21 protein-coding genes are annotated in these 18,650 nt (G+C 52.2%); 6 read left to right on the top strand and 15 right to left on the bottom strand.

Annotation, left to right across the window (positions count from 1 at the left end):
* Positions 1-335: 335 nt before the first annotated feature.
* Positions 336-1,541 carry a tyrosine--tRNA ligase gene (gene tyrS / locus EJE49_RS08005; protein WP_124949895.1) on the bottom strand — a complete coding sequence of 402 codons (1,206 nt, stop codon included), beginning with the start codon at positions 1,539-1,541 and terminating at the stop codon, positions 336-338.
* 124 nt (positions 1,542-1,665) lie between these two features.
* Here tyrS and EJE49_RS08000 point away from each other — a divergent pair, with 124 nt between their 5' ends.
* A complete protein-coding gene (locus tag EJE49_RS08000) occupies positions 1,666-2,997 on the top strand; it encodes a peptidoglycan DD-metalloendopeptidase family protein (protein ID WP_124949894.1) in 1,332 nt (443 codons plus the stop codon).
* Positions 2,969-4,102 carry an anhydro-N-acetylmuramic acid kinase gene (locus tag EJE49_RS07995; protein WP_124949893.1) on the top strand — a complete coding sequence of 378 codons (1,134 nt, stop codon included), beginning with the start codon at positions 2,969-2,971 and terminating at the stop codon, positions 4,100-4,102. The genes EJE49_RS08000 and EJE49_RS07995 overlap by 29 nt, the downstream gene beginning before the upstream one ends.
* A 45-nt stretch (positions 4,103-4,147) precedes the next feature.
* Here EJE49_RS07995 and erpA read toward each other — a convergent pair whose 3' ends face one another.
* The 4 genes from erpA to rplM all read right to left on the bottom strand — a co-directional run bounded on the left by erpA (position 4,148) and on the right by rplM (position 6,512).
* The gene (erpA, locus tag EJE49_RS07990) at positions 4,148-4,498 is read right to left on the bottom strand and encodes an iron-sulfur cluster insertion protein ErpA (RefSeq protein WP_124949892.1); all 351 of its coding nucleotides are present in this window, start codon (positions 4,496-4,498) and stop codon (positions 4,148-4,150) included.
* Positions 4,499-4,558: 60 nt separating this feature from the next.
* Positions 4,559-5,587 carry an N-acetyl-gamma-glutamyl-phosphate reductase gene (gene argC / locus EJE49_RS07985; protein ID WP_124949898.1) on the bottom strand — a complete coding sequence of 343 codons (1,029 nt, stop codon included), beginning with the start codon at positions 5,585-5,587 and terminating at the stop codon, positions 4,559-4,561.
* Between the two features lie 94 nt (positions 5,588-5,681).
* Positions 5,682-6,074 (bottom strand): 30S ribosomal protein S9, encoded by a 393-nt coding sequence (gene rpsI / locus EJE49_RS07980; protein WP_124949891.1) that lies wholly within the window; start codon positions 6,072-6,074, stop codon positions 5,682-5,684.
* Between the two features lie 3 nt (positions 6,075-6,077).
* Positions 6,078-6,512, bottom strand: a complete 435-nt coding sequence (rplM, locus tag EJE49_RS07975) for a 50S ribosomal protein L13 (RefSeq protein ID WP_087448403.1) — start codon at positions 6,510-6,512, stop codon at positions 6,078-6,080.
* Positions 6,513-6,637: 125 nt separating this feature from the next.
* Between rplM and EJE49_RS07970 the strand changes: the two genes are divergently transcribed.
* The gene (locus EJE49_RS07970) at positions 6,638-7,381 is read left to right on the top strand and encodes a YdcF family protein (protein WP_124949890.1); all 744 of its coding nucleotides are present in this window, start codon (positions 6,638-6,640) and stop codon (positions 7,379-7,381) included.
* A gap of 34 nt (positions 7,382-7,415) precedes the next feature.
* Positions 7,416-7,832 carry an OsmC family protein gene (locus EJE49_RS07965; protein WP_124949889.1) on the top strand — a complete coding sequence of 139 codons (417 nt, stop codon included), beginning with the start codon at positions 7,416-7,418 and terminating at the stop codon, positions 7,830-7,832.
* Between the two features lie 46 nt (positions 7,833-7,878).
* On the opposite strand, the gene EJE49_RS07960 is transcribed toward EJE49_RS07965, so the two are convergent.
* Together EJE49_RS07960 and coq7 are read right to left on the bottom strand one after the other, a co-directional pair.
* Entirely contained in the window at positions 7,879-8,196 is a 318-nt protein-coding gene (locus tag EJE49_RS07960; RefSeq protein WP_124949888.1) for a DUF2322 family protein, read from the bottom strand.
* Between the two features lie 38 nt (positions 8,197-8,234).
* Complete coding sequence (gene coq7 / locus EJE49_RS07955; protein ID WP_124949887.1) at positions 8,235-8,858, bottom strand: 2-polyprenyl-3-methyl-6-methoxy-1,4-benzoquinone monooxygenase; 624 nt, start codon at positions 8,856-8,858, stop codon at positions 8,235-8,237.
* A gap of 170 nt (positions 8,859-9,028) precedes the next feature.
* Here coq7 and dacB point away from each other — a divergent pair, with 170 nt between their 5' ends.
* Positions 9,029-10,426, top strand: coding sequence for a D-alanyl-D-alanine carboxypeptidase/D-alanyl-D-alanine endopeptidase (dacB, locus tag EJE49_RS07950; RefSeq protein ID WP_124949886.1), 1,398 nt, complete (start codon positions 9,029-9,031; stop codon positions 10,424-10,426).
* 78 nt (positions 10,427-10,504) lie between these two features.
* Here dacB and EJE49_RS07945 read toward each other — a convergent pair whose 3' ends face one another.
* The 6 genes from EJE49_RS07945 to EJE49_RS07925 are packed head-to-tail and all read right to left on the bottom strand — an operon-like array spanning position 10,505 to position 16,917.
* Positions 10,505-12,076: an FAD-dependent oxidoreductase gene (locus EJE49_RS07945; protein ID WP_223246834.1), complete on the bottom strand. Its 1,572-nt coding sequence runs from the start codon at positions 12,074-12,076 to the stop codon at positions 10,505-10,507.
* A gap of 13 nt (positions 12,077-12,089) precedes the next feature.
* Positions 12,090-13,619, bottom strand: coding sequence for a polyamine aminopropyltransferase (locus EJE49_RS07940; protein ID WP_124949884.1), 1,530 nt, complete (start codon positions 13,617-13,619; stop codon positions 12,090-12,092).
* Complete coding sequence (locus EJE49_RS07935) at positions 13,612-13,827, bottom strand: DUF350 domain-containing protein (RefSeq protein ID WP_124949883.1); 216 nt, start codon at positions 13,825-13,827, stop codon at positions 13,612-13,614. The genes EJE49_RS07940 and EJE49_RS07935 overlap by 8 nt, the downstream gene beginning before the upstream one ends.
* Positions 13,828-13,839: 12 nt before the next feature.
* Complete coding sequence (locus EJE49_RS14105; RefSeq protein ID WP_189941769.1) at positions 13,840-13,998, bottom strand: hypothetical protein; 159 nt, start codon at positions 13,996-13,998, stop codon at positions 13,840-13,842.
* Entirely contained in the window at positions 13,998-15,908 is a 1,911-nt protein-coding gene (locus EJE49_RS07930; protein ID WP_124949882.1) for a DUF4178 domain-containing protein, read from the bottom strand. The genes EJE49_RS14105 and EJE49_RS07930 overlap by 1 nt, the downstream gene beginning before the upstream one ends.
* Positions 15,909-15,915: 7 nt before the next feature.
* Positions 15,916-16,917, bottom strand: coding sequence for an SPFH domain-containing protein (locus EJE49_RS07925; RefSeq protein WP_124949881.1), 1,002 nt, complete (start codon positions 16,915-16,917; stop codon positions 15,916-15,918).
* 46 nt (positions 16,918-16,963) lie between these two features.
* On the opposite strand from EJE49_RS07925, the gene EJE49_RS07920 reads away from it, so the two are divergent.
* Positions 16,964-17,659: a flagellar brake protein gene (locus EJE49_RS07920; protein ID WP_124949880.1), complete on the top strand. Its 696-nt coding sequence runs from the start codon at positions 16,964-16,966 to the stop codon at positions 17,657-17,659.
* Positions 17,660-17,706: 47 nt separating this feature from the next.
* On the opposite strand, the gene EJE49_RS07915 is transcribed toward EJE49_RS07920, so the two are convergent.
* Positions 17,707-18,210, bottom strand: a complete 504-nt coding sequence (locus EJE49_RS07915; protein WP_124949879.1) for a Crp/Fnr family transcriptional regulator — start codon at positions 18,208-18,210, stop codon at positions 17,707-17,709.
* A gap of 30 nt (positions 18,211-18,240) precedes the next feature.
* Positions 18,241-18,642, bottom strand: a complete 402-nt coding sequence (locus EJE49_RS07910) for a hypothetical protein (RefSeq protein WP_124949878.1) — start codon at positions 18,640-18,642, stop codon at positions 18,241-18,243.
* Positions 18,643-18,650: the final 8 nt, after the last annotated feature.

Genomic DNA, 18,650 nt, shown 5'->3' with positions numbered 1-18,650 from the left:
ATCTCAAAACCGCTGCTGTAAATACCCACACTTATCGATTGTTTAGTTGTTAAAGAGCGATGTTGCTTGGTTGCCAGCGCTTCGTTTTACGCACCACCTTTCGGTTATGCTTGCTTCGCTGCGCTAACAACGAGGTGCGAATTATACTCACCTAAAATCATTTGTAAAGCTTTATTTACATAACCAGACAATTAACTTTAAAATACACTTTTAATTACCTGATTATATTGCTGAATTCTTCCGGTAACTCGTTACCAGTTGCGCTCAACGAGATGCGAATTATACAGCCTGCAATGCTGCCGTCAAGGGTTTTCTTCGCTTAATTTTCAATTTTCTTATTTGATCACTACTTTTGCATATTTCCGTTTACCCACCTGCAGTACGATTTCACTACCGGCCGTCAACACCAACGCCTTATCACTCACCTTGTCACCGCCCAGCTTCACTCCGCCCTGCTCTATCATCCGTAGCGCGTCTGAGGTACTGGTTGTCAGACCCGCCTGCTTTAATACCTGAGCGATTGGCAATCCACCGTTTACACTTTCTAACGTCACCGTCTCGATGTCATCCGGTATACCCCCCTGACGGAACCTCGATTCAAAATCAACTAGCGCCTGCTTAGCCGCCACCGCATTATGAAAGCGCGAAATTATTTCTTGCGCAAATCGCACTTTAATATCACGTGGGTTTGTACCCGCAGCAACAGCAGCCTTCCATTCAGCGATGGTGGCAAGCGATGCCGACGAGAGCAATTCTATATAACGCCACATCAATCCATCGGAAATTGACATTATTTTGCCAAATATTTCTCCTGGCGCATCAGTGATACCAATATAGTTACCCAATGACTTGGACATCTTATTAATACCATCCGTACCTTCTAATAGAGGCATGGTTAGTATGCATTGCGGAGTTTGCCCATAATGCTTCTGTAATTCGCGTCCCATCAGCAAATTAAATTTCTGGTCCGTCCCGCCGAGTTCCAAATCCGCCTTCAATGCCACAGAATCGTAACCCTGCACTAGTGGATATAAAAATTCATGTATGGCTATCGGTTGATTGTTCTTATAACGCTTACTGAAATCATCGCGTTCCAGCATGCGTGCCACAGTATGTGTAGCAGCCAGCTTAACCACACCCGCCGATCCCAATTGATCCATCCAGGTAGAGTTGAATACCACCTCAGTCTGATCAGGATCCAGAATTTTAAAAACCTGCTCTGTATACGACTTGGCATTTTCCAGAACTTGCTCACGGGTCAGTGGAGGTCGAGTCGTATTCTTGCCGGTTGGATCACCGATCATGCCAGTAAAATCGCCAATTAAAAACAGTGCGTGATGACCCAAATCCTGCAACTGGCGCATTTTATTTAACAATACCGTATGACCAAGATGCAAATCCGGCGCGGTAGGATCGAATCCAGCCTTCACACGCAGCTTTTTACCTGTCTTTAATTTTTCAACAAGTTCTTTCTCAACTATTAATTCATCGCAGCCCCGCTTAATAATCTGCAACGCCTCTTCTACCGCAAAATCCGTCATCACGACCTCACCACTATATACGCACAAAACCCCATAAAAACCGCCACCTGAAAAATTCAGGCTTTTCCTAATCGAAACATTCTGTTAAGCTCGCTCATTGAATCGAGCAATAAGGACAGGTGGCATGCAAAAAACCGAACTAAAGACCAGTATTTTAACGCATAGCGAGCGCTTACATGCGCGAAAAATTCGTTTACGCTGGTTGATTGCCATTTCAAGCTTACCCTTATTTGGCATGGTAACCGCTTTTGGTATTGCCCCGCAAACCGATACCGCACAAGTAACAATTCAGACTGTTGTTGAAAATCTGCCTGCGCCAGCATCTCTGACACAAGCCGATTCACAGGACGTTGTTACTAACTATTGGCGTGATGAACGCATTGAACGCGGCGACACCGTCGCCAGCATCTTGCAACGACTTGGTGTAAATGACGAGCAGATTGCGCTCTTCCTAAAAGCGCCTGAAGCAACACGGGCACTGATACAAATCAAATCAGGTAAACGTATCCAGGCTCAGGTTACCGACACTGGCAACCTGGTCTGGCTGCGCAACATCGCTGCTGATGGCACCATGCTAGAAATAAGCGCCGATGCAGGCACATTCAAAACTGCCCAGCAAGCCGCACAACTTGAGTCGCATACAGTCATGAAATCTGGCGAAATTCGCAACTCATTATTCGGCGCTACGGATGCTGCAGGCATACCTGACAGTGTTGCCACTCAAATGGCCGAGATTTTCTCAACCGATATTGATTTCCATCAGGATTTACGACGCGGCGATCGCTTCAATGTTGTTTATGAAGTTTTTTCTCATAACGGCGTTCCGGTCATGACCGGTCGTGTCGTTGCAGCGGAATTCACCAATGCCGGACACACCTATCGCGCCGTATTCTCTGACGTCGCTAACAGCAAAGGTGAATACTATAGCCCCGACGGCAAACCACTGAAGAAAGCCTTTTTGCGCTCCCCGCTTGCGTTCTCCCGGATTAGCTCCGGTTTCGAGATGCGTTTCCACCCGATTCTGAAGCAATGGCGCCAGCATAAAGGTATTGATTACGCTGCGCCAACCGGCACTAAAGTAATGGCCATTGCTGATGCTACGGTCGAGTTCGTTGGGCAACAGAGCGGCTATGGCAACTTTATCGTACTGAAACACAACGGCAACTATAGCACCGCGTACGGTCACTTATCCGCGTTTGCCAAAGGCCTGCATAAAGGTGAAAAAATCAGCCAGGGTGATTTAATCGGCTATGTCGGCATGACAGGGTGGGCAACAGGACCGCACCTGCATTACGAATTCCGTATTGCTGGTGTCGCAACCAATCCGCTCACAGCAAATATCCCAACCGCATATCCAATCGCAACTCAATTTATGCCAAAATTCAGGCAAGAAACGCAACCTCTGGTAGCGCAACTGAACCTGCTGGATGGCACCAACCTGGTTGCTATGGAATAAGCAGCAAGCCTTGTCCGATAGAGCTTATATTATCGGGCTAATGTCCGGCACCAGCCTGGACGGTATCGATGCGGCAATGATCGCATTCGATACCGAACACCCAACCGGCGTTTTAATTGGCAAGCAATTTCAGGAATACCCGCCTTTACTTCGTCAACAAATCCTTGAGCTGCATGACAGCAGCAGCGACGAACTGCACCGCGCTTCCTTAATCGCCAATGAACTGGCTGATCGCTACGCAGACACCACCAACCGCCTTATTACCAACACCAGCATCACACCTACAGCTATTGCGTGCCACGGGCAAACCATACGCCATCGGCCAGATGCCGGATATACCATACAATTAGTCAACGGTTCGAGACTTGCCGAACGTACGCATACCATGGTGATTACCGATTTTCGTAATCGTGACATTGCCGCTGGCGGACAAGGAGCACCGCTCGTTCCGGCTTTCCACGTTGCTGCATTTCGCCATCCACAACAACACCGCGTCATCGTCAATATTGGTGGTATTGCCAACCTTACTGACATACCATCCACCGGTAAAGTCATAGGATTTGACTGCGGGCCAGGGAATGCATTATTAGATGCCTGGTGCCTGCAACACACCGGTCAAGCTTATGACGATAACGGGGCATGGGGCAGCCAAGGCAAAGCCATTCCTGAGCTATTAGCCAAGTACCTGAGCCACCCATACTTTCAGTTACCCGCACCTAAAAGCGCGGGACGCGAGCAGTTCAATCTGGCCTGGGTAAACAGTCAGTTACAAGGCCATGAATCACCTCAGGACGTACAAGCCACGTTGCTACAGCTCACCGCCTTAAGCGTAGCAGATGCTATTAACCGGCATTGCGCTTTAGCGAGCGAAATTTATATTTGTGGAGGTGGCGCGCACAATGGCGCACTAATTAGCGCGCTACGCACGCACCTGCCTCAACAACGCATCGAACTCACCGACAAACTCGGCATTGATGCAGACTGGCTGGAAGCGCATGCATTTGCATGGCTGGGCTGGCAAACACTGCAGGGGTTGCCGGGCAATCTGACCGATGCTACCGGCGCTGCTCACCCATGCATACTCGGTGCGATTTATCCCGCATAAAAAAAGGAGGCCGAAGCCTCCTTTTTAACTCATGCACTTAACTACTTATGCAGAGAAAGATGAACCGCAACCACACGTAGAAGTCGCGTTAGGGTTTTTAATCACAAACTGCGCACCTTCCAGACCTTCTTGATAATCAATTTCAGCGCCAGCCAGATACTGGTAGCTCATTGGATCAATCAACAAAGTAACACCATTCTTAACCATGCTGGTGTCATCTTCATTCACAACTTCATCAAATGTGAAGCCGTACTGAAAACCTGAACATCCGCCACCGCTCACAAATACACGCAGTTTCAAATCGGTATTGCCTTCTTCTTCAATCAACTGCGCTACTTTATTCGCAGCATTGTCAGTAAATACCAGCACCGACGGCATTTCAGTCATTGCATTCATAACATACTCCTTGTAAACCAGAAATTTAGTCGTTCATTATGTACACGGGATTACTCCACGTCAAGGCAGCAATCCAATTAGTTCCAACCCCATCGTCTCAGGCAAGCCAAACATGATATTCATATTTTGCACAGCCTGACCGGATGCACCCTTCACCAGATTATCGATCACGGACAGAATGACGACCACATCACCACCCTGTGGGCGATGCCATGCAATTCGACATGTATTTGCTCCGCGCACGGAGCGAGTTTCTGGATGCGAACCGGCCGGCAACACATCCACAAAAGGCTCATCAGCGTAACGCGATTCAAATACTGATTGCAAATCAATATCTTTGACAACACGCGCATATAAAGTTGCATGTATACCGCGAATTAACGGTGTCAAATGCGGTACGAACGTCAAGCCTACCGACTCGCCCGAAAATTGCGACAAACCCTGACTGATCTCCGGCAGATGTCTGTGACCTGATGCGCCATACGCTTTAAAGTTATCTGCCGCCTCTGGGAATAACGCATGTACCTCAGCTTTACGCCCTGCACCACTTACCCCGGATTTAGCATCTGCAATCAGGTGTTGAGGATCAATCAGCCCCGCTTCTAACAGCGGCAGGAAACCCAGTTGCACTGCTGTCGGATAGCATCCAGGATTCGCCACCAGACGCGCAGATTTAATCTGCTCGCGATTTACTTCCGGCAAACCATAAATAGCCTCAGCCACCAACTCAGGGCACGCATGCTCCATGCCATACCACTTTTGCCATACAGCGAGATCCTTGATGCGAAAATCCGCAGCCAGATCGATCACACGCACACCGGCTGTCAATAGTTCACGGGCTTGCTGCATGGCTATGCCATTGGGTGTGGCAAAGAACACCACATCACAGTTTTCCAACCCCGCTTGCTGCGGATCACAGAAAGCCAGATCAACGTGCCCACGCAAATTAGGAAACATTTCTGCAACTGGCATGCCCGCTTCTTTACGTGAAGTAATCGCAGTCAGACTCACCTGCGGATGCCGCGCCAATAAGCGCAGTAACTCCACACCCGTATAACCGGTTCCGCCAACAATACCAACTTTAATCATCATTAATTCTCTACAAACAAGATAACGCTATCATAACCCACAGACAACAAAAAAGCCGCCCAGTTCTGGGCGGCTTTTTTGACGATGCAAATAATTAACGCTTGGAGAACTGTTTAGCGCGGCGAGCTTTACGCAGACCGACTTTCTTACGTTCAACCACACGCGCATCACGTGTAACCAGACCAGCTTTCTTGAGAGGTGATTTCAATTCCAAATCAAATTCAATCAAAGCACGGGTGATACCGTGACGAATTGCACCAGCTTGACCAGACTCACCGCCACCATGTACGTTTACCATGATATCGAATGCAGCCAGATTGCTAGTCAACTCTAAAGGCTGACGTACAATCATGCGACCGGTTTCACGAGAAAAATACTCGTCAACCGGCTTTTCATTCACAACGATGTTACCGCTACCCGCTTTAATGAAAACACGAGCAACAGCGTTTTTGCGACGGCCAGTGCCGTAATAGTAATTTCCGATCATGGCTTATCCTCTGATTTCCAGGGCTTTAGGCTGTTGTGCAGCATGCGGGTGAGTTGCACCTGCATAGCACTTCAGCTTTTTAATCATTGCATAGCCCAATGGGCCTTTAGGCAACATGCCTTTAACTGCTTTTTCTAATACACGACCAGGGAAACGCGCTTGCATTTTAGCAAAGCTGGTTTCATAGATACCACCAGGGTAACCAGTATGGCGGTAGTATTTTTTATCTTCCGCTTTATTTCCGGTAACTTTCAGTTTCTCAACGTTTACAACGACGATAAAGTCGCCAGTATCGACGTGAGGTGTAAATTCTGGCTTATGTTTGCCGCGTAAAATGCGTGCAACTTCGGCTGCGACGTGACCCAGCACTTTGTCTGTCGCGTCAACGACAAACCACTCGCGTGTAACTTCATGCGCTTTAGCGGAGAAGGTGCTCATTGCGGAAAAGGTGTTCATTCGAAACCCCTACAAATTCTTAAACAAGGAAAGCCGAGCATATTAATTCAAATATTCGCCCATGTCAAACATCAGCTACAATATTTGTTTTTTCCTAGATACTGCCAATGTCTTGGTTTATCACAGTTTTTGCCAGCGCGTTATTGTTGCCACCCCTCAGCCTCATCCTGCTGGGAGCCGGCGGATTATACCTGCTTTCTTCCCGCCAGCGCTTGGGTAAATGGCTGATCGCGCTTGCACTCACCCTGCTATGCGGCTTATCCATGCCCATCCTGTCCGATCACCTGCTAGCCCAGTTTGAACATTATCCGGCGCTTGACCTGTCCCGCTTGCCCCAGGCTGATGCTATCGTCATTCTGGGCGCGGGCAGCTATTCTGATGCGCCTGAATACGGCGGCGACACTGTCAGTCGCTACGCGCTGGAACGACTGCGGTATGGCGCACGACTGCAGCGTGCCAGTCATTTACCCATTGTGGTAACTGGTGGCAATCCGGCTGGAGGTACACCCGAGGCTTACCTGATGCGAGATGCGCTCATGCAGGATTTCAACGTACCGGCAAGCAGGCTGGAAGCGGACTCTGACACCACATGGGAAAACGCTCGCAATACTCGCGCAATCCTGCCGCACACCATCAAGAAAATTTACCTGGTCACCCATGCATGGCATTTACCTCGTGCCATCTATGCTTTTGAACGCGCCGGATTCGAGGTTATCCCTGCGGGCACGGCGTATAGTCTGGCACGTCACATCAGCCCTCTGGACTTCATCCCGCAACCACGCGGCCTCACCAACAGTTATTTTGCCATTCATGAAGGAATTGGACTTATCTGGTACCGCTTAAAAGGTTAAAATCACTTACATCATTTCACCTATGGAGCATTACATGAAAGCACGTATCAAATGGATAGAGGGTGTCGCGTTTCTGGGCGAAACAGGGAGTGGCCACGGCGTGGTTATGGATGGTGCTGTAGAAGGCGGCGGTCGCAATCTGGGCCCGCGTCCGATGGAAATGCTGCTGCTTGGCGCTGGCGGCTGCACTTCCTATGATGTGGTGAGTATTTTGAAGAAAGCACGCGCCGATATTACCGACTGCGTGGCCGAAATTGAAGCTGAACGCGCTGACACCGACCCCAAGGTATTTACTAAAATACACTTGCACTTCATTGTCAGTGGCCGCAACCTCAAGCCGGAACAAGTGGAACGTGCGATTAATCTGTCTGCAGAAAAATACTGCTCGGCATCCATCATGCTGGGGAAAACTGCTGACATTACTCACGACTTTGAGATCGTCGAAGTTTAAATTGCAGCACGCTGCAGCGACTGCCGCAGCGTGTACTTAACCTGACTCAGACCGGGTAGCAACGCACCGAGTAAACCGAATCGGCCTTGATGATATCAAACAGGCGATCAATATTTGGGTGCTTGCCAGGGTTCTGGCGCGCATCTTCAGTATGTTCCGCGAACAGCTCCAGCGCTTCCTGCGCGGCTTTCTGACCAATACCACCCCATTTCAAGGCCGCATGGTAATACACACGGAATGAGCCACTGCTACCGGGCTTGTTCTCAATCATGCCGCTCACATTACCCATCTCATCAAACAATTTCATTGAACCAAACTGATCAACGTTTTCGAGCGTTGCAAGATTTTCTGCAAAAGTAGCCATGGTGCTTTATACCTTCAATCCAAAATTTAAGGCGTTCATTATACCCAATAAGCGGTTTTCGTCATCACTTTGGACATTAGCTGCATTACCCCTTGAACGGGCATGGGTAAAGCCTCGCCGCCATGCGCCAGTGCCGTTTCGGCATGCCTGGCTTCGTCAATCTGCATTTGCGCTACGACTGCACGACTTTTTGCATCCGCCTCCGGCAATTCAGTCAAATGCGATGCGAGATGCGCACCTACCTGACGTTCAGTTTCTGCGAGAAAGCCCAGATTCCATTTATCACCCAACGCCCCCGCTGCCATACCTATCGCCAGCGAGCTCGCATACCACACCGGATTCAGCAGGCTTTTGCGACCACCCAACGCATTAATGCGCGCCTCGCACCAGGCCAGATGCTCAGTTTCTTCCTGCGCCGCTTCTGCCAGCGCCGTTTTCGCAGCCGGATTACGCGCCGTGAGCGCCTGCCCCTGGTAAAGCGCCTGTGCGCACACCTCACCTACGTGATTAATCCGCATCAAACCTGCGGCATGCTTCTTTTCGGCTTCACCCAGCTCCGCATCAGGCAAATCTTTGCCCGGCAACGGTCGCACACTGTGTGCGGGTGTCAACACGGTACGCAAACCGTTATCCAACGCAATAATCAATGCATCCAGATTCATACTCACCTCTAAAAATTTGTTCTGCTGTGCTTTGCACCCACATTCAGGAGCTCGCCCATAGCCATGTTGCTACCGCAACACCGAATACGCAACCGCGTTCTCGTAGCCGCCGCGTGTTTAATTTTTTCTAGCGCGCTCATTTGTGCAAGAATAACGCGATTCAGCCGAATATGAAACCAGCCTTAGCCATGCAAAAATTTCTCTACCTGCTCCTGTTGTTATGGAATGCTGCGCAAGCCTCCTCGCTGCCGCCCACGGTAACGACCGCATTACAACAAGCCGGGATTCCGTTGCAACACGTTGGTATCGTGGTCTGGGACAGCAACCAGAACGAACCTCAACTCAGCATCAATGCCACACGCTCATTCAATCCGGCATCGACCATGAAGCTGGTCACCAGTTATACCGCACTAGGTCTGCTTGGCCCCGCCTATACCTGGCCGACCGAGATCAGCACGGACGGCATCCTGCATGACGGCATCCTCGACGGTAACCTGTACATCAAAGGTTACGGTGATCCCAGCCTCAACATTGAACGCTTCTGGCAACTCCTCCACCAATTGCGCCTGCATGGTCTGCACCAGATCAATGGCGAGCTGATTCTCGACCAGAGTTATTTCCAGCCAGCACCTGCCAGCGCTTTTGACGACCAGCCACGCCGCGCCTATAACGCGCAGCCGGCTGCGCTGATGGTCAATTTCAACAGCACAGCCATTGATATTAGCGTCCATGACAATCGTATCGAGATCAACGCAGAACCGCTACCTATCAACGCCAAACTCATTAATCGCGTTAGCCTCAGCACTGCCGCTTGCACTGAATGGCTCGATCAGATCCATAGCGAGTGGCGGGCAGATAGTCAGCAATTAATTATCAGCGGTGAATATCCCGCCAGCTGCAGTGAGAAAGCATTTGCCGTCACCCTCGGCGATGCCAGCGAGCTGGCTGCTGGGCTGTTCACCTCGCTCTGGCAAAGCCAGGGCGGCAAATTCCAGGGCAACTGGCGCAACGGTGTCACCCCTGATACCGCCCAACACCTGCTGACTTACACCTCACCGCCGTTGGCACTTGCCGTCTACGACATGAACAAATTCAGCAACAACGTCATGGCACGCAATCTGTTTTTGAGCCTCAGCCAGGACGGCAGCGCCAGCACAGCGAAATCCGCCCAAGTTGTTCATGACTGGCTGCAACAGCAAAACCTGCACTTTCCCGAGCTGGTGCTGGAAAACGGTGCCGGCCTGTCACGCATCGAACGCATCGCCCCCGGCAACATGGCGCGCCTGCTGCGCTCGGCCTATCACAGCCCGGTATACGTGGAACTGGCCGCTGCTTTACCTATCGTTGCTGTCGACGGCACCATGAAAAAACGCGGCAAGAACGATCTGGTCGCCGCGCATGCCCACATCAAAACCGGCACGCTGGACGGCGTAAAAACCCTGGCCGGTTATGTCACCACACGTGCCGGGCATCAGGTAGTCGTCGTGTTTTTTATCAATGATGCCCACGCCTCTGCTGGCAATGCGGCACAGGATGCGCTGCTGGAATGGGTTTATCAGAACCAATAACTTTGCGGAGGCTATTATGCTACCTGCTTTTTTCTTTAGTCATGGCAATCCCATGCTCGACGTAAGGATCAGTTGATCTTAAATCAAACGCCGCAGCGCGTTTTGCGCAGCAATTACACCGCGATAATTCGCTTCTTCAAAAATTGAAAAACCGCTGGCATCGGCATGCGCAAATTGCAACTGCGCATGCTGTCCATCCGCCAGTTGCCGCCGTGCACTGCTTTGCAAGAATCCGGTCAGCGGCCGTGCCATCGCATGCCCCCAACGGAATACATCAATGCGCTGCACATGCTGGCGCAAATTAGGATGCGGCTGAAACAGATCGCGCAAAATGGTTTCTGCCCACTGTGCCTGTGTTTTCTCCAGCAGCATTGCTCTGGCTGCATGCGGCGGGTAGTCGCTGAATGAACGGTAATACGTCAGCACACTGGGTGCGGGAGAAACGCGCATATTCTGATGTGTGGCCACGACATAGCCCAGTGCCGGGCTGTCATACAGCACATTATCCCAGGCCAGCTCGGCGCCATTATTATCTCCGGGTGGTTTGTCCACGGTCAGATTCGCCACCAGCCAGGGCGCATAACTGACCTGACGGGCAGCCGCAGCCCAGCCTTCCGACGGATTAACCCAGACATGCGGCAATATCATCGCCGGCGCCGCAAAAATCAGCTGCCTGCTGTGCCAGCGGGTGGATTGATTGGTGGTCGGATCAAAGACATCGATACTCACACCGGATTTACCGGTTTCCATTCTGTGCACCAAAGCACTGGTCTGAATATGCGCGTTCAGTCGCTGATGCAACCGGTTAGTCAGCCATGCATTACCTTCGGGCCAGGTCAGCACTTCATCGCTATCGGTATGCATGCCGTGCCCGTCGCGGCTGGCAAAATAATGCAACCCCGCCCATGCCGACACCAGCCGGTAATCAGTGCCATAATCATCACGACACGCGTAATTGGCATACCAGTGCAGCGGCTCGCTGGTCAGCCCCTGTTGCAGCAGATAATCGCGCATGGACAGTTGATCCAGCGCGAGCAACTCGACGTCTTGCGACGACAGCGCCATCGGCAGTGCGAATGCGCGCCGTCCATCCGAGCCGTGCTGTTGCTGAAATGCTGCGATCAACTGAAAAAACTGCTGATACTGCGCCTGATCCTGTTTCGTCGCACCGATTTGCGGCAGCAACCCTTCCTGCCACAGTCCGTTTTTATACAAGCGCTCCTGCGGCGCAAAGCATAAATAGCGCTCGTCGTAGCGCGGCACAGACGCATAAGGATCGCCTTGCAACACCCCCAGATCCGCCAGCAGTTCGCGCACGAACACAGCCTCTATCCCCGGCAGCGGTAAATAATGCGCCCCCCACGGGTATGCACTAACGGCATTGCGGCCACTACGGGCATTGCCGCCCACCTCGGATTCCAGCTCAAACAGCTGAAAGTCACCCATGCCGGAACGCTGCAACTGCCATGCCGCCGACAAACCGGCCACCCCACCGCCGACGATGGCAATGTCGGTGTGCCGGGTTTGCGTCGGCGGCGGAAAATCATAACCGCGCAGCCGGTGGCCCAATGCCATGGACGGTGCGAGCAATTGCCCAGCCGGCGCACCTCGCGGCTGCGCGCAACCCGGCAAACACGCCGCGGCGGCCATGCTCAGCAGAAAATCACGGCGCCTGATTTTTCCACTCCGCTTCGTAATAACGCACCAGCGCCTGATTATTAAGACGATTCACCTCGGCAGGCACTTCGCTCATGTCCGGCGGAAACTGGAACAGCACCGGCATCAGGCTGGCATTCGCAAAGCGCAAGCCCGCCACGTCAAACCGGGTCGGTGGAGCATAAGGCAGATGGCTGGCAATGACAAAACCCCATTCGCCAAATGAAGGCACCAGCGCGTGATACGGCGTAGTAGTCAGCCCCACACTCTGTATGGTGTGCACGATGCTCCAGAACGACTGCCGGGCATACAGTGGCGAAGTCGACTGAATAACCGCCAGCCCGTGTTGCGACAAATGTTTGTCGAGCAGGCGGTAGAAGGTTTGCGAATACAGCTTACCCAGCGCAAAGCTGGTTGGATCGGGAAAATCCACCACAATGAAATCAAAACTGTCCTGATTGCGTTCCAGCCACTGCAAGGCGTCGTCATTAATCACCGTCACCCTGGGCGAAGTCAGCGCATGACCATTCAGCGCAGTCAGTTGGGTGTTATGGCTAAACAGGCGGGTCATGCGCGGGTCAAGATCCACCAGCGTGACATGGCTGATCTGCGGGTATTTGAGTATTTCGCGCACCGCCAGCCCGTCGCCGCCGCCCAGCACCAAAACCCGATGCGCGCCACGCACAGCCTGCAAGCCAGGATGAATCAGCGCCTCGTGGTAGCGATACTCATCACGCGAAGAGAACTGCAGATTATTATTCAGGAACAGGCGCAAATCGTTTTTCCAGCGCGTGAGCACGATGTGCTGATAGGCAGTCGTTTCGTTATAGATAATCTGATCGGCGTAGAGGTTTTCCTCGGCAAGCGTGGTGAAGCGCTCCGCAAACACCAGCCCGCTGGCCAGCAACAACGCGGCAACGCCTGCCTGCACCTGCAACACCCAGCGCGCGCCGAGCTCATGGCGAAATAGCCAGATACTCCACACCGCCACCAGCACATTGAACAGCCCGAACAACAAACTGGTGCGGATCAGCCCCAGATGCGGCACCAGCAGGATAGGAAACGCCAGTGACACCACCAGCGCGCCCAGATAATCCACGCTGAGCACTTGCGACACCAAGTCCTTAAAACTGTAATGCTGCTTGAGAATACGCATCACCAGTGGAATTTCCAGCCCGACCAGAATGCCGATCAGCAACACTTCGCCGTACAGCACCCATTTGAACGGCGAAGCCAGATAGGCAAATACCGCAAACAGCACCATAGACGAGGAGCCGCCTATCACCCCGACCAGCAGCTCCACCTGAATAAAGCGCGCCACCACACCGCGTTCGATAAAGCGCGACAAATACGAGCCCACACCCATCGCGAACAGATACACACCGATGACGGTGGAAAATTGCGTCACCGAATCGCCCAGCAGATAGCTCGATAACGCGCCCGCCACCAGCTCGTACACCAGTCCGCAGGAAGCAATAATGAATACCGAAAATAACAGCGCGAACTGCAACGGCAAGCGCCGCGAACTATCAGCCATGTATTGCCGATGCAATGATCAGCGCCAGACCCAGACACATCGCTGCAATCACGATAGCCAACGCGGTATTGCGCTCTTCGACCAGCTCGCGCCACAGATCATATGGTGTGAGCTTATCAATGATGACAAAAGCGATCCAGAATACGGCTATACCCAGAATCGAGTACACCAGCGAATTAAGCAGGTATTGCGGATTCAATAAGTCCATTAGACTTCTCCATTATTTGTGATAAATACTGCGCCCGGTGCCGCCATGCCCGCCACTGCCGCTACCGTGTTTGGCCTCATTCACACCCCATACACTCCAGCCGTGATATTGCGCATAGCTGAACAACGCCAGCAGAAACAGGCTAGTGGCAATAAAACTTTTATATAACATCAATCCTCTCCGTCATTACTGCTGTCGCCTGCATCGGCATAATCGCTATCCTCCCAGCGCCGCGTCTCGAATCGGCTGCCACGCCACCAGACTACCAGCGGCAAGATACTTAGCGCCGCCAGCGTCAGCCAGAAATTGCTCCAGTTAGGCACATCACGCACCAGATCAAGCTGATCAGTCACCGGCGGCGAGCTTGCATCCAGTTCGGCATCCACCTGCATGAAATACTTGCCCGGCGGCACCGCCGATAACAATACGCTGTCTGTCGCACTGCCCTCGGACCAGGAACCATCATCCCAGCCGTAGTAATAGCTCAACTCGCGTCCGAACGCATAACGCTGTCCGGTATCGACATTTACTAGCGCCATATCCAGATACAGCCAGTTATTGCTCAGGCTGGTCTGATTGCGCACCTGCAGATTAGCGGTATGACCCTTGACTTCGAACGGCTCGGTTGTCGTACTGCGCACACCATAGGCATCCCAGCTCAGCGTCTGGTGGTACACCGGCGCGCGTTGTGCCCATATAACAAAACCCATTTGCAGCAACAGTAGCAGCAGCGCCAATAGCGCAAAGGCGTTGCCATACCGGTGTTTATTATCCTCATGGGGCGAAGGCTGATTCGGCGCGATGCCATCAGGCTCAAGCAACGGCTGGGCTGGCTTGAATGCCGCAGCGATTTCTTCCGGTTGCACATATTCGGCAATCGACCAGGTCACCTCACTGGCAGTCCGCTCCCGGCTCAGCATCAGCGGCGGGGAAATATAATCGTCAACCTCCGCCGTCTCGTTGGCCTGGATACGCCAGTAAAATTCGCCGATCACATAGGTAATAACAGCGGTGTTATGCTGAAAATGCACATAATTCCGCCCCAGAAAACTGACCTTGGCTTTTGCTGCGGATGGAATGACTTTTGGTGTACGCGTAGTGGGCGAAATAAAATTCCAGTGACCACGCTCCTCGGACAGCCAGCGGAAGCTGTGCCGGTCGCTATACAGCAAATACTCCGACCATTCGTAAGGCAGCCCATCGACGGTGACGCGGCGACGTAAATAACCGACAATTTGATACTGCGCGCCGCGAAACTTGCCACGACTGCCCAGACTCAGCCGTGGGGTATAACTGACTTGTGCATGATATTTGGCAAGTATCTTGTAATTATCACTACTGCTATCAACCACCGCCCCGCAACCACCACACGCCACACTTAATGTACCCTGCACATGGACGCGCAAGGGCGCGCCACAACTCGGACAGTTGAAATTTTTAATGTGCAATGCCGCAGTTTCTGCCGCATCTTTCAGGCCAGTCAGCGCCAGCGCCGACAACTCGACTTCTTCGCCCAAATACAGTTGCGGCTGATCATCACTGTAATCCAGACTAGCAAAATGCGTGGCACTGGCCAGATCAACCACGGGTGCGGGATAACCGGCGCCCACCTTGAACGGCAGTTCACCTTCGCCAGCAATACAATGGGCCGTTTCGATATTGGTAACGCTGAAATCCTGATTCAGCAGCGTGACATGCTGGCCCAGCCTGATCTCGGCATAAGCAGGCACAGGCCGGGTAATGGCAGTGGGGAAAGTAAACACAAAACTGCCGGAAGCTTCCGACAGCCAGCCAGTGCGCTGATTGTCGAACAGCACAAACCACTCGTTCCATAGCCCTTGCGCGTATTGCAACTGAATACGCCCGATGATGGCAAAATGGCCGCCATGATAACGGCCTTCAACGCCCAATTGCAATGGCGAGGCATCCTCCAGCAAGGTGGCCATTTTGCCGATATTTTCCAGCTCCAGATCATGGCGGATCAATGTGCTCTGACAATATTCGCAGACGGCCAGCACCGATGCAGCCGAACGGAACTGCACCTGCGCCCCGCAGGACGGGCAATGCGCGACGTAATTCATCGACTGTCTAGCTCAGCTTTTTCAACAGCTCGGCTTTTTTCGCCTCAAATTCTGCAACGCTAAGGATGCCTTTGGTAGTCAGCTCATGCAGCTTTTCCAGCAAGGCAGGAATATCTTCTGGCGGGGTAGCGCTGATATTGTTTGCACCCGCAGCAGGCGTCATCGACGCCGCCATGGCCTGACCGATACCAACGCCAACACCCAATCCCGCGCCGATGCCGGCTACACCACCCTCATTGGCAGCCGCAACCGGTATCGCCTGTGCGGTCTGAAATTGCGTATATTTACCCAGATCACCAACGACATTCATGCTGATACGCTGATCGAGTATGGCTTGCAGTTCTTCCGGCAAGGACACGTTCTGCACCACCAGATTATCCAGTTCCAGGCCGTAGCGTTCAAAGACCGGCTGCAGCTTTTCATGTAAGCGCTTGCCCAGCTCATCCTGATTTGCTGCCATATCCAGAAAGGCAATGCCGGACTGCGCAAACAGATCGGTCATTGCCGCAATCATGGTATTGCGTAACTGGCCATCCAGATCGGCTACGGTATAAATTTCGCGCGTACCGCTGATTTCGGTATGGAATTTTTTCGGGTCGACCATGCGATAGGCATAGATACCAAACGCGCGCAGCCGCACCACGCCAAATTCCGGATCACGGATGGTGATAGGATTAGGCGTACCCCACTTGCGATCCATTTGCAGACGGGTGCTGAAAAAGTACACATCGGACTTGAAGGGAGACTCAAACAGCTTGTCCCAGTTCTTCAGATAGGTGAGTACCGGCAAGGTCTGAGTGGTCAGGGTATAACGTCCGGGGGCAAAACTATCCGCCACTTTGCCCTCGTCAACGAACACCGCCAATTGCGATTCGCGTACAGTCAGCGAGGCACCATTCTGGATCTCCATTTCCGCCATCGGGTAACGATAAGCCAGGATACCGTCCTCGGGCTCAGTCCACTGAATGACATCAATAAACTGTTTCTTGGCAAAGTCGAATAAACTCATATATCCTCCCTACTTATGATTTGTTTAACAACGATACGGACATAACATGAACGCAACAGCTCAGCCCGCCGCCCCCAGCAGAATCATCGCTAACTTTGAAGATATCAAAGCGCGCGTGGGCGACATGTTTCAAGTGCAAATCAGTACCGACAAACAGGAAATCCGCCATTCGGTAAAACTGCTCGGTTACCTTGCCGGCAAAACCATCATGATCACCGCCCCTACCGTTAACAACAGCGTGATGCTGTTACGCGAAGGCCAGAATCTGATGGTACGCGCCTTTTCCGGCACAGCGGCTTACGCATTCCCCAGCGAGATCATCAAGGTCTGCAACTCGCCACTGCCTTACCTGCATCTGAGTTACCCTAAAGTCACACAGAAAGTGCCTATCCGCGCTTCCGCCCGCATCAATTTCGATCTGATCGGCGTTTCCAGCAACATCACGCATGGCGAAAATGAGACTACCACACCCATCAGTATCACCGACATCAGCACCACCGGTGCGGCGATCGCCGCATCCAGTCCGCTGGGCAAAAAAGACGATCTGTTGCGTATTGCTTTCCGCGCCAAAGTCCACGATATCGTGGTTCACCCCTCGCTCAAGTGCGTAATACGTTCGCTTACCAGCACTGACGATGAAGTCAATCCCATCAAATACGGTTTGCAATTCCTCGACGTACCCACCTCGGACTTGCTGGCATTACAAAGCCTGGTCTACCAGAAAATCCTGGAAAACAAATAACGGCGGTCTTTGCACGATACCAGCCATGCATCGTGCAAACGCCTGCTTTAAATCTTGGAGCCGGCACCATACAGATAATGCGAAAATTGCGCATAATCACTGCTGACTGAACGGAACAACTTGTCCAGACTCAATACAGCCTGTTCGACGATATTAATCGCGATATACGGATGCTCTACTTTCATACGCTTGTACATCGCCCGTGACAATTTCAGCAACTGGGTATCAGTCGCCTTGGCAACCAGACGTGCAGAACGTGCGCGCTTATCGAAGAATGACATCATCCCCAGCATTTCGCCCGGACCGGAACGCACCACTTCATATTCATTCTGACCGTCCGGAATGATCAGGGCGATTTCGCCCTTCACGACAAAATACAGCTCATCACCCACATCACCCACATCAGACACGATGTCATCATTGTCAAAATGCAATACGGTCAGGTAATTCAGCAGCGTGTTCACTTCAGACACGGTCAGTGATTCGCATAAATATTGATGACTCATGAATTGAGCCAGTTCAGCATGTTCCGCTAATTGCTTTGCAACCATTTCATACTCCCTATTATTAAATCTGCTTCATTATAAATCATTAGTAGTGGCGCTTTGCGCGGCTTTTTCCAGCAGACGCATACCGCCTATCATGCCTTCCACCCGCTCACGCACGCGTGCAGCCAGCTCGCTCCAGCCAGCTTTATCAGTTACCGGCGGGATCGGCTCAAACGGATAATGGCGATGCTGCATACCCGCACACAATGGCGGGCGCGCAGCTAACGCCGCGCCATCCAGCGTCACCAGCAAATCCGCCCACGCCAGCAATGCATCATCCAGCACCGCCACTTCGCCGGACACACCTGTCAATACCGCCGCGCGCGCCTCCATCCATTCGCTACCCAGTTTTTGCGCATAATGTGCCGCAAGATTGGCCGGTGCGGGATGCAACCCGCCCAGAAACACGATGCGCGCCTGTCTTTTATATCCCATCCTTGTTC

Origin of the sequence: Sulfuriferula thiophila (genome assembly GCF_003864975.1) — a bacterium.
In the GTDB taxonomy this organism is placed as follows: Bacteria; Pseudomonadota; Gammaproteobacteria; order Burkholderiales; family Sulfuriferulaceae; genus Sulfuriferula; species Sulfuriferula thiophila.
This window is presented reverse-complemented; position numbering and strand designations above follow the sequence as displayed.

What these genes read in the sequence shown, in the direction of transcription:
- EJE49_RS07970 (WP_124949890.1), top strand. Translation starts at nt 6,638, where the DNA reads ATGTCTTGGTTTATCACAGTTTTTGCCAGCGCGTTATTGTTGCCACCC.
- EJE49_RS07935 (WP_124949883.1), bottom strand. Translation starts at nt 13,827, where the DNA reads ATGGACTTATTGAATCCGCAATACCTGCTTAATTCGCTGGTGTACTCG.
- EJE49_RS07930 (WP_124949882.1), bottom strand. Translation starts at nt 15,908, where the DNA reads ATGAATTACGTCGCGCATTGCCCGTCCTGCGGGGCGCAGGTGCAGTTC.
- EJE49_RS07940 (WP_124949884.1), bottom strand. Translation starts at nt 13,619, where the DNA reads ATGGCTGATAGTTCGCGGCGCTTGCCGTTGCAGTTCGCGCTGTTATTT.
- tyrS (WP_124949895.1), bottom strand. Translation starts at nt 1,541, where the DNA reads ATGACGGATTTTGCGGTAGAAGAGGCGTTGCAGATTATTAAGCGGGGC.
- EJE49_RS07995 (WP_124949893.1), top strand. Translation starts at nt 2,969, where the DNA reads ATGGCACCAACCTGGTTGCTATGGAATAAGCAGCAAGCCTTGTCCGAT.
- EJE49_RS08000 (WP_124949894.1), top strand. Translation starts at nt 1,666, where the DNA reads ATGCAAAAAACCGAACTAAAGACCAGTATTTTAACGCATAGCGAGCGC.
- EJE49_RS07920 (WP_124949880.1), top strand. Translation starts at nt 16,964, where the DNA reads ATGAACGCAACAGCTCAGCCCGCCGCCCCCAGCAGAATCATCGCTAAC.
- EJE49_RS07915 (WP_124949879.1), bottom strand. Translation starts at nt 18,210, where the DNA reads ATGGTTGCAAAGCAATTAGCGGAACATGCTGAACTGGCTCAATTCATG.
- argC (WP_124949898.1), bottom strand. Translation starts at nt 5,587, where the DNA reads ATGATTAAAGTTGGTATTGTTGGCGGAACCGGTTATACGGGTGTGGAG.
- EJE49_RS07925 (WP_124949881.1), bottom strand. Translation starts at nt 16,917, where the DNA reads ATGAGTTTATTCGACTTTGCCAAGAAACAGTTTATTGATGTCATTCAG.
- EJE49_RS07945 (WP_223246834.1), bottom strand. Translation starts at nt 12,076, where the DNA reads ATGGCCGCCGCGGCGTGTTTGCCGGGTTGCGCGCAGCCGCGAGGTGCG.
- rplM (WP_087448403.1), bottom strand. Translation starts at nt 6,512, where the DNA reads ATGAGCACCTTCTCCGCTAAAGCGCATGAAGTTACACGCGAGTGGTTT.
- dacB (WP_124949886.1), top strand. Translation starts at nt 9,029, where the DNA reads ATGAAACCAGCCTTAGCCATGCAAAAATTTCTCTACCTGCTCCTGTTG.
- EJE49_RS07910 (WP_124949878.1), bottom strand. Translation starts at nt 18,642, where the DNA reads ATGGGATATAAAAGACAGGCGCGCATCGTGTTTCTGGGCGGGTTGCAT.
- coq7 (WP_124949887.1), bottom strand. Translation starts at nt 8,858, where the DNA reads ATGAATCTGGATGCATTGATTATTGCGTTGGATAACGGTTTGCGTACC.
- EJE49_RS07965 (WP_124949889.1), top strand. Translation starts at nt 7,416, where the DNA reads ATGAAAGCACGTATCAAATGGATAGAGGGTGTCGCGTTTCTGGGCGAA.
- rpsI (WP_124949891.1), bottom strand. Translation starts at nt 6,074, where the DNA reads ATGATCGGAAATTACTATTACGGCACTGGCCGTCGCAAAAACGCTGTT.
- EJE49_RS07960 (WP_124949888.1), bottom strand. Translation starts at nt 8,196, where the DNA reads ATGGCTACTTTTGCAGAAAATCTTGCAACGCTCGAAAACGTTGATCAG.
- erpA (WP_124949892.1), bottom strand. Translation starts at nt 4,498, where the DNA reads ATGAATGCAATGACTGAAATGCCGTCGGTGCTGGTATTTACTGACAAT.
- EJE49_RS14105 (WP_189941769.1), bottom strand. Translation starts at nt 13,998, where the DNA reads ATGTTATATAAAAGTTTTATTGCCACTAGCCTGTTTCTGCTGGCGTTG.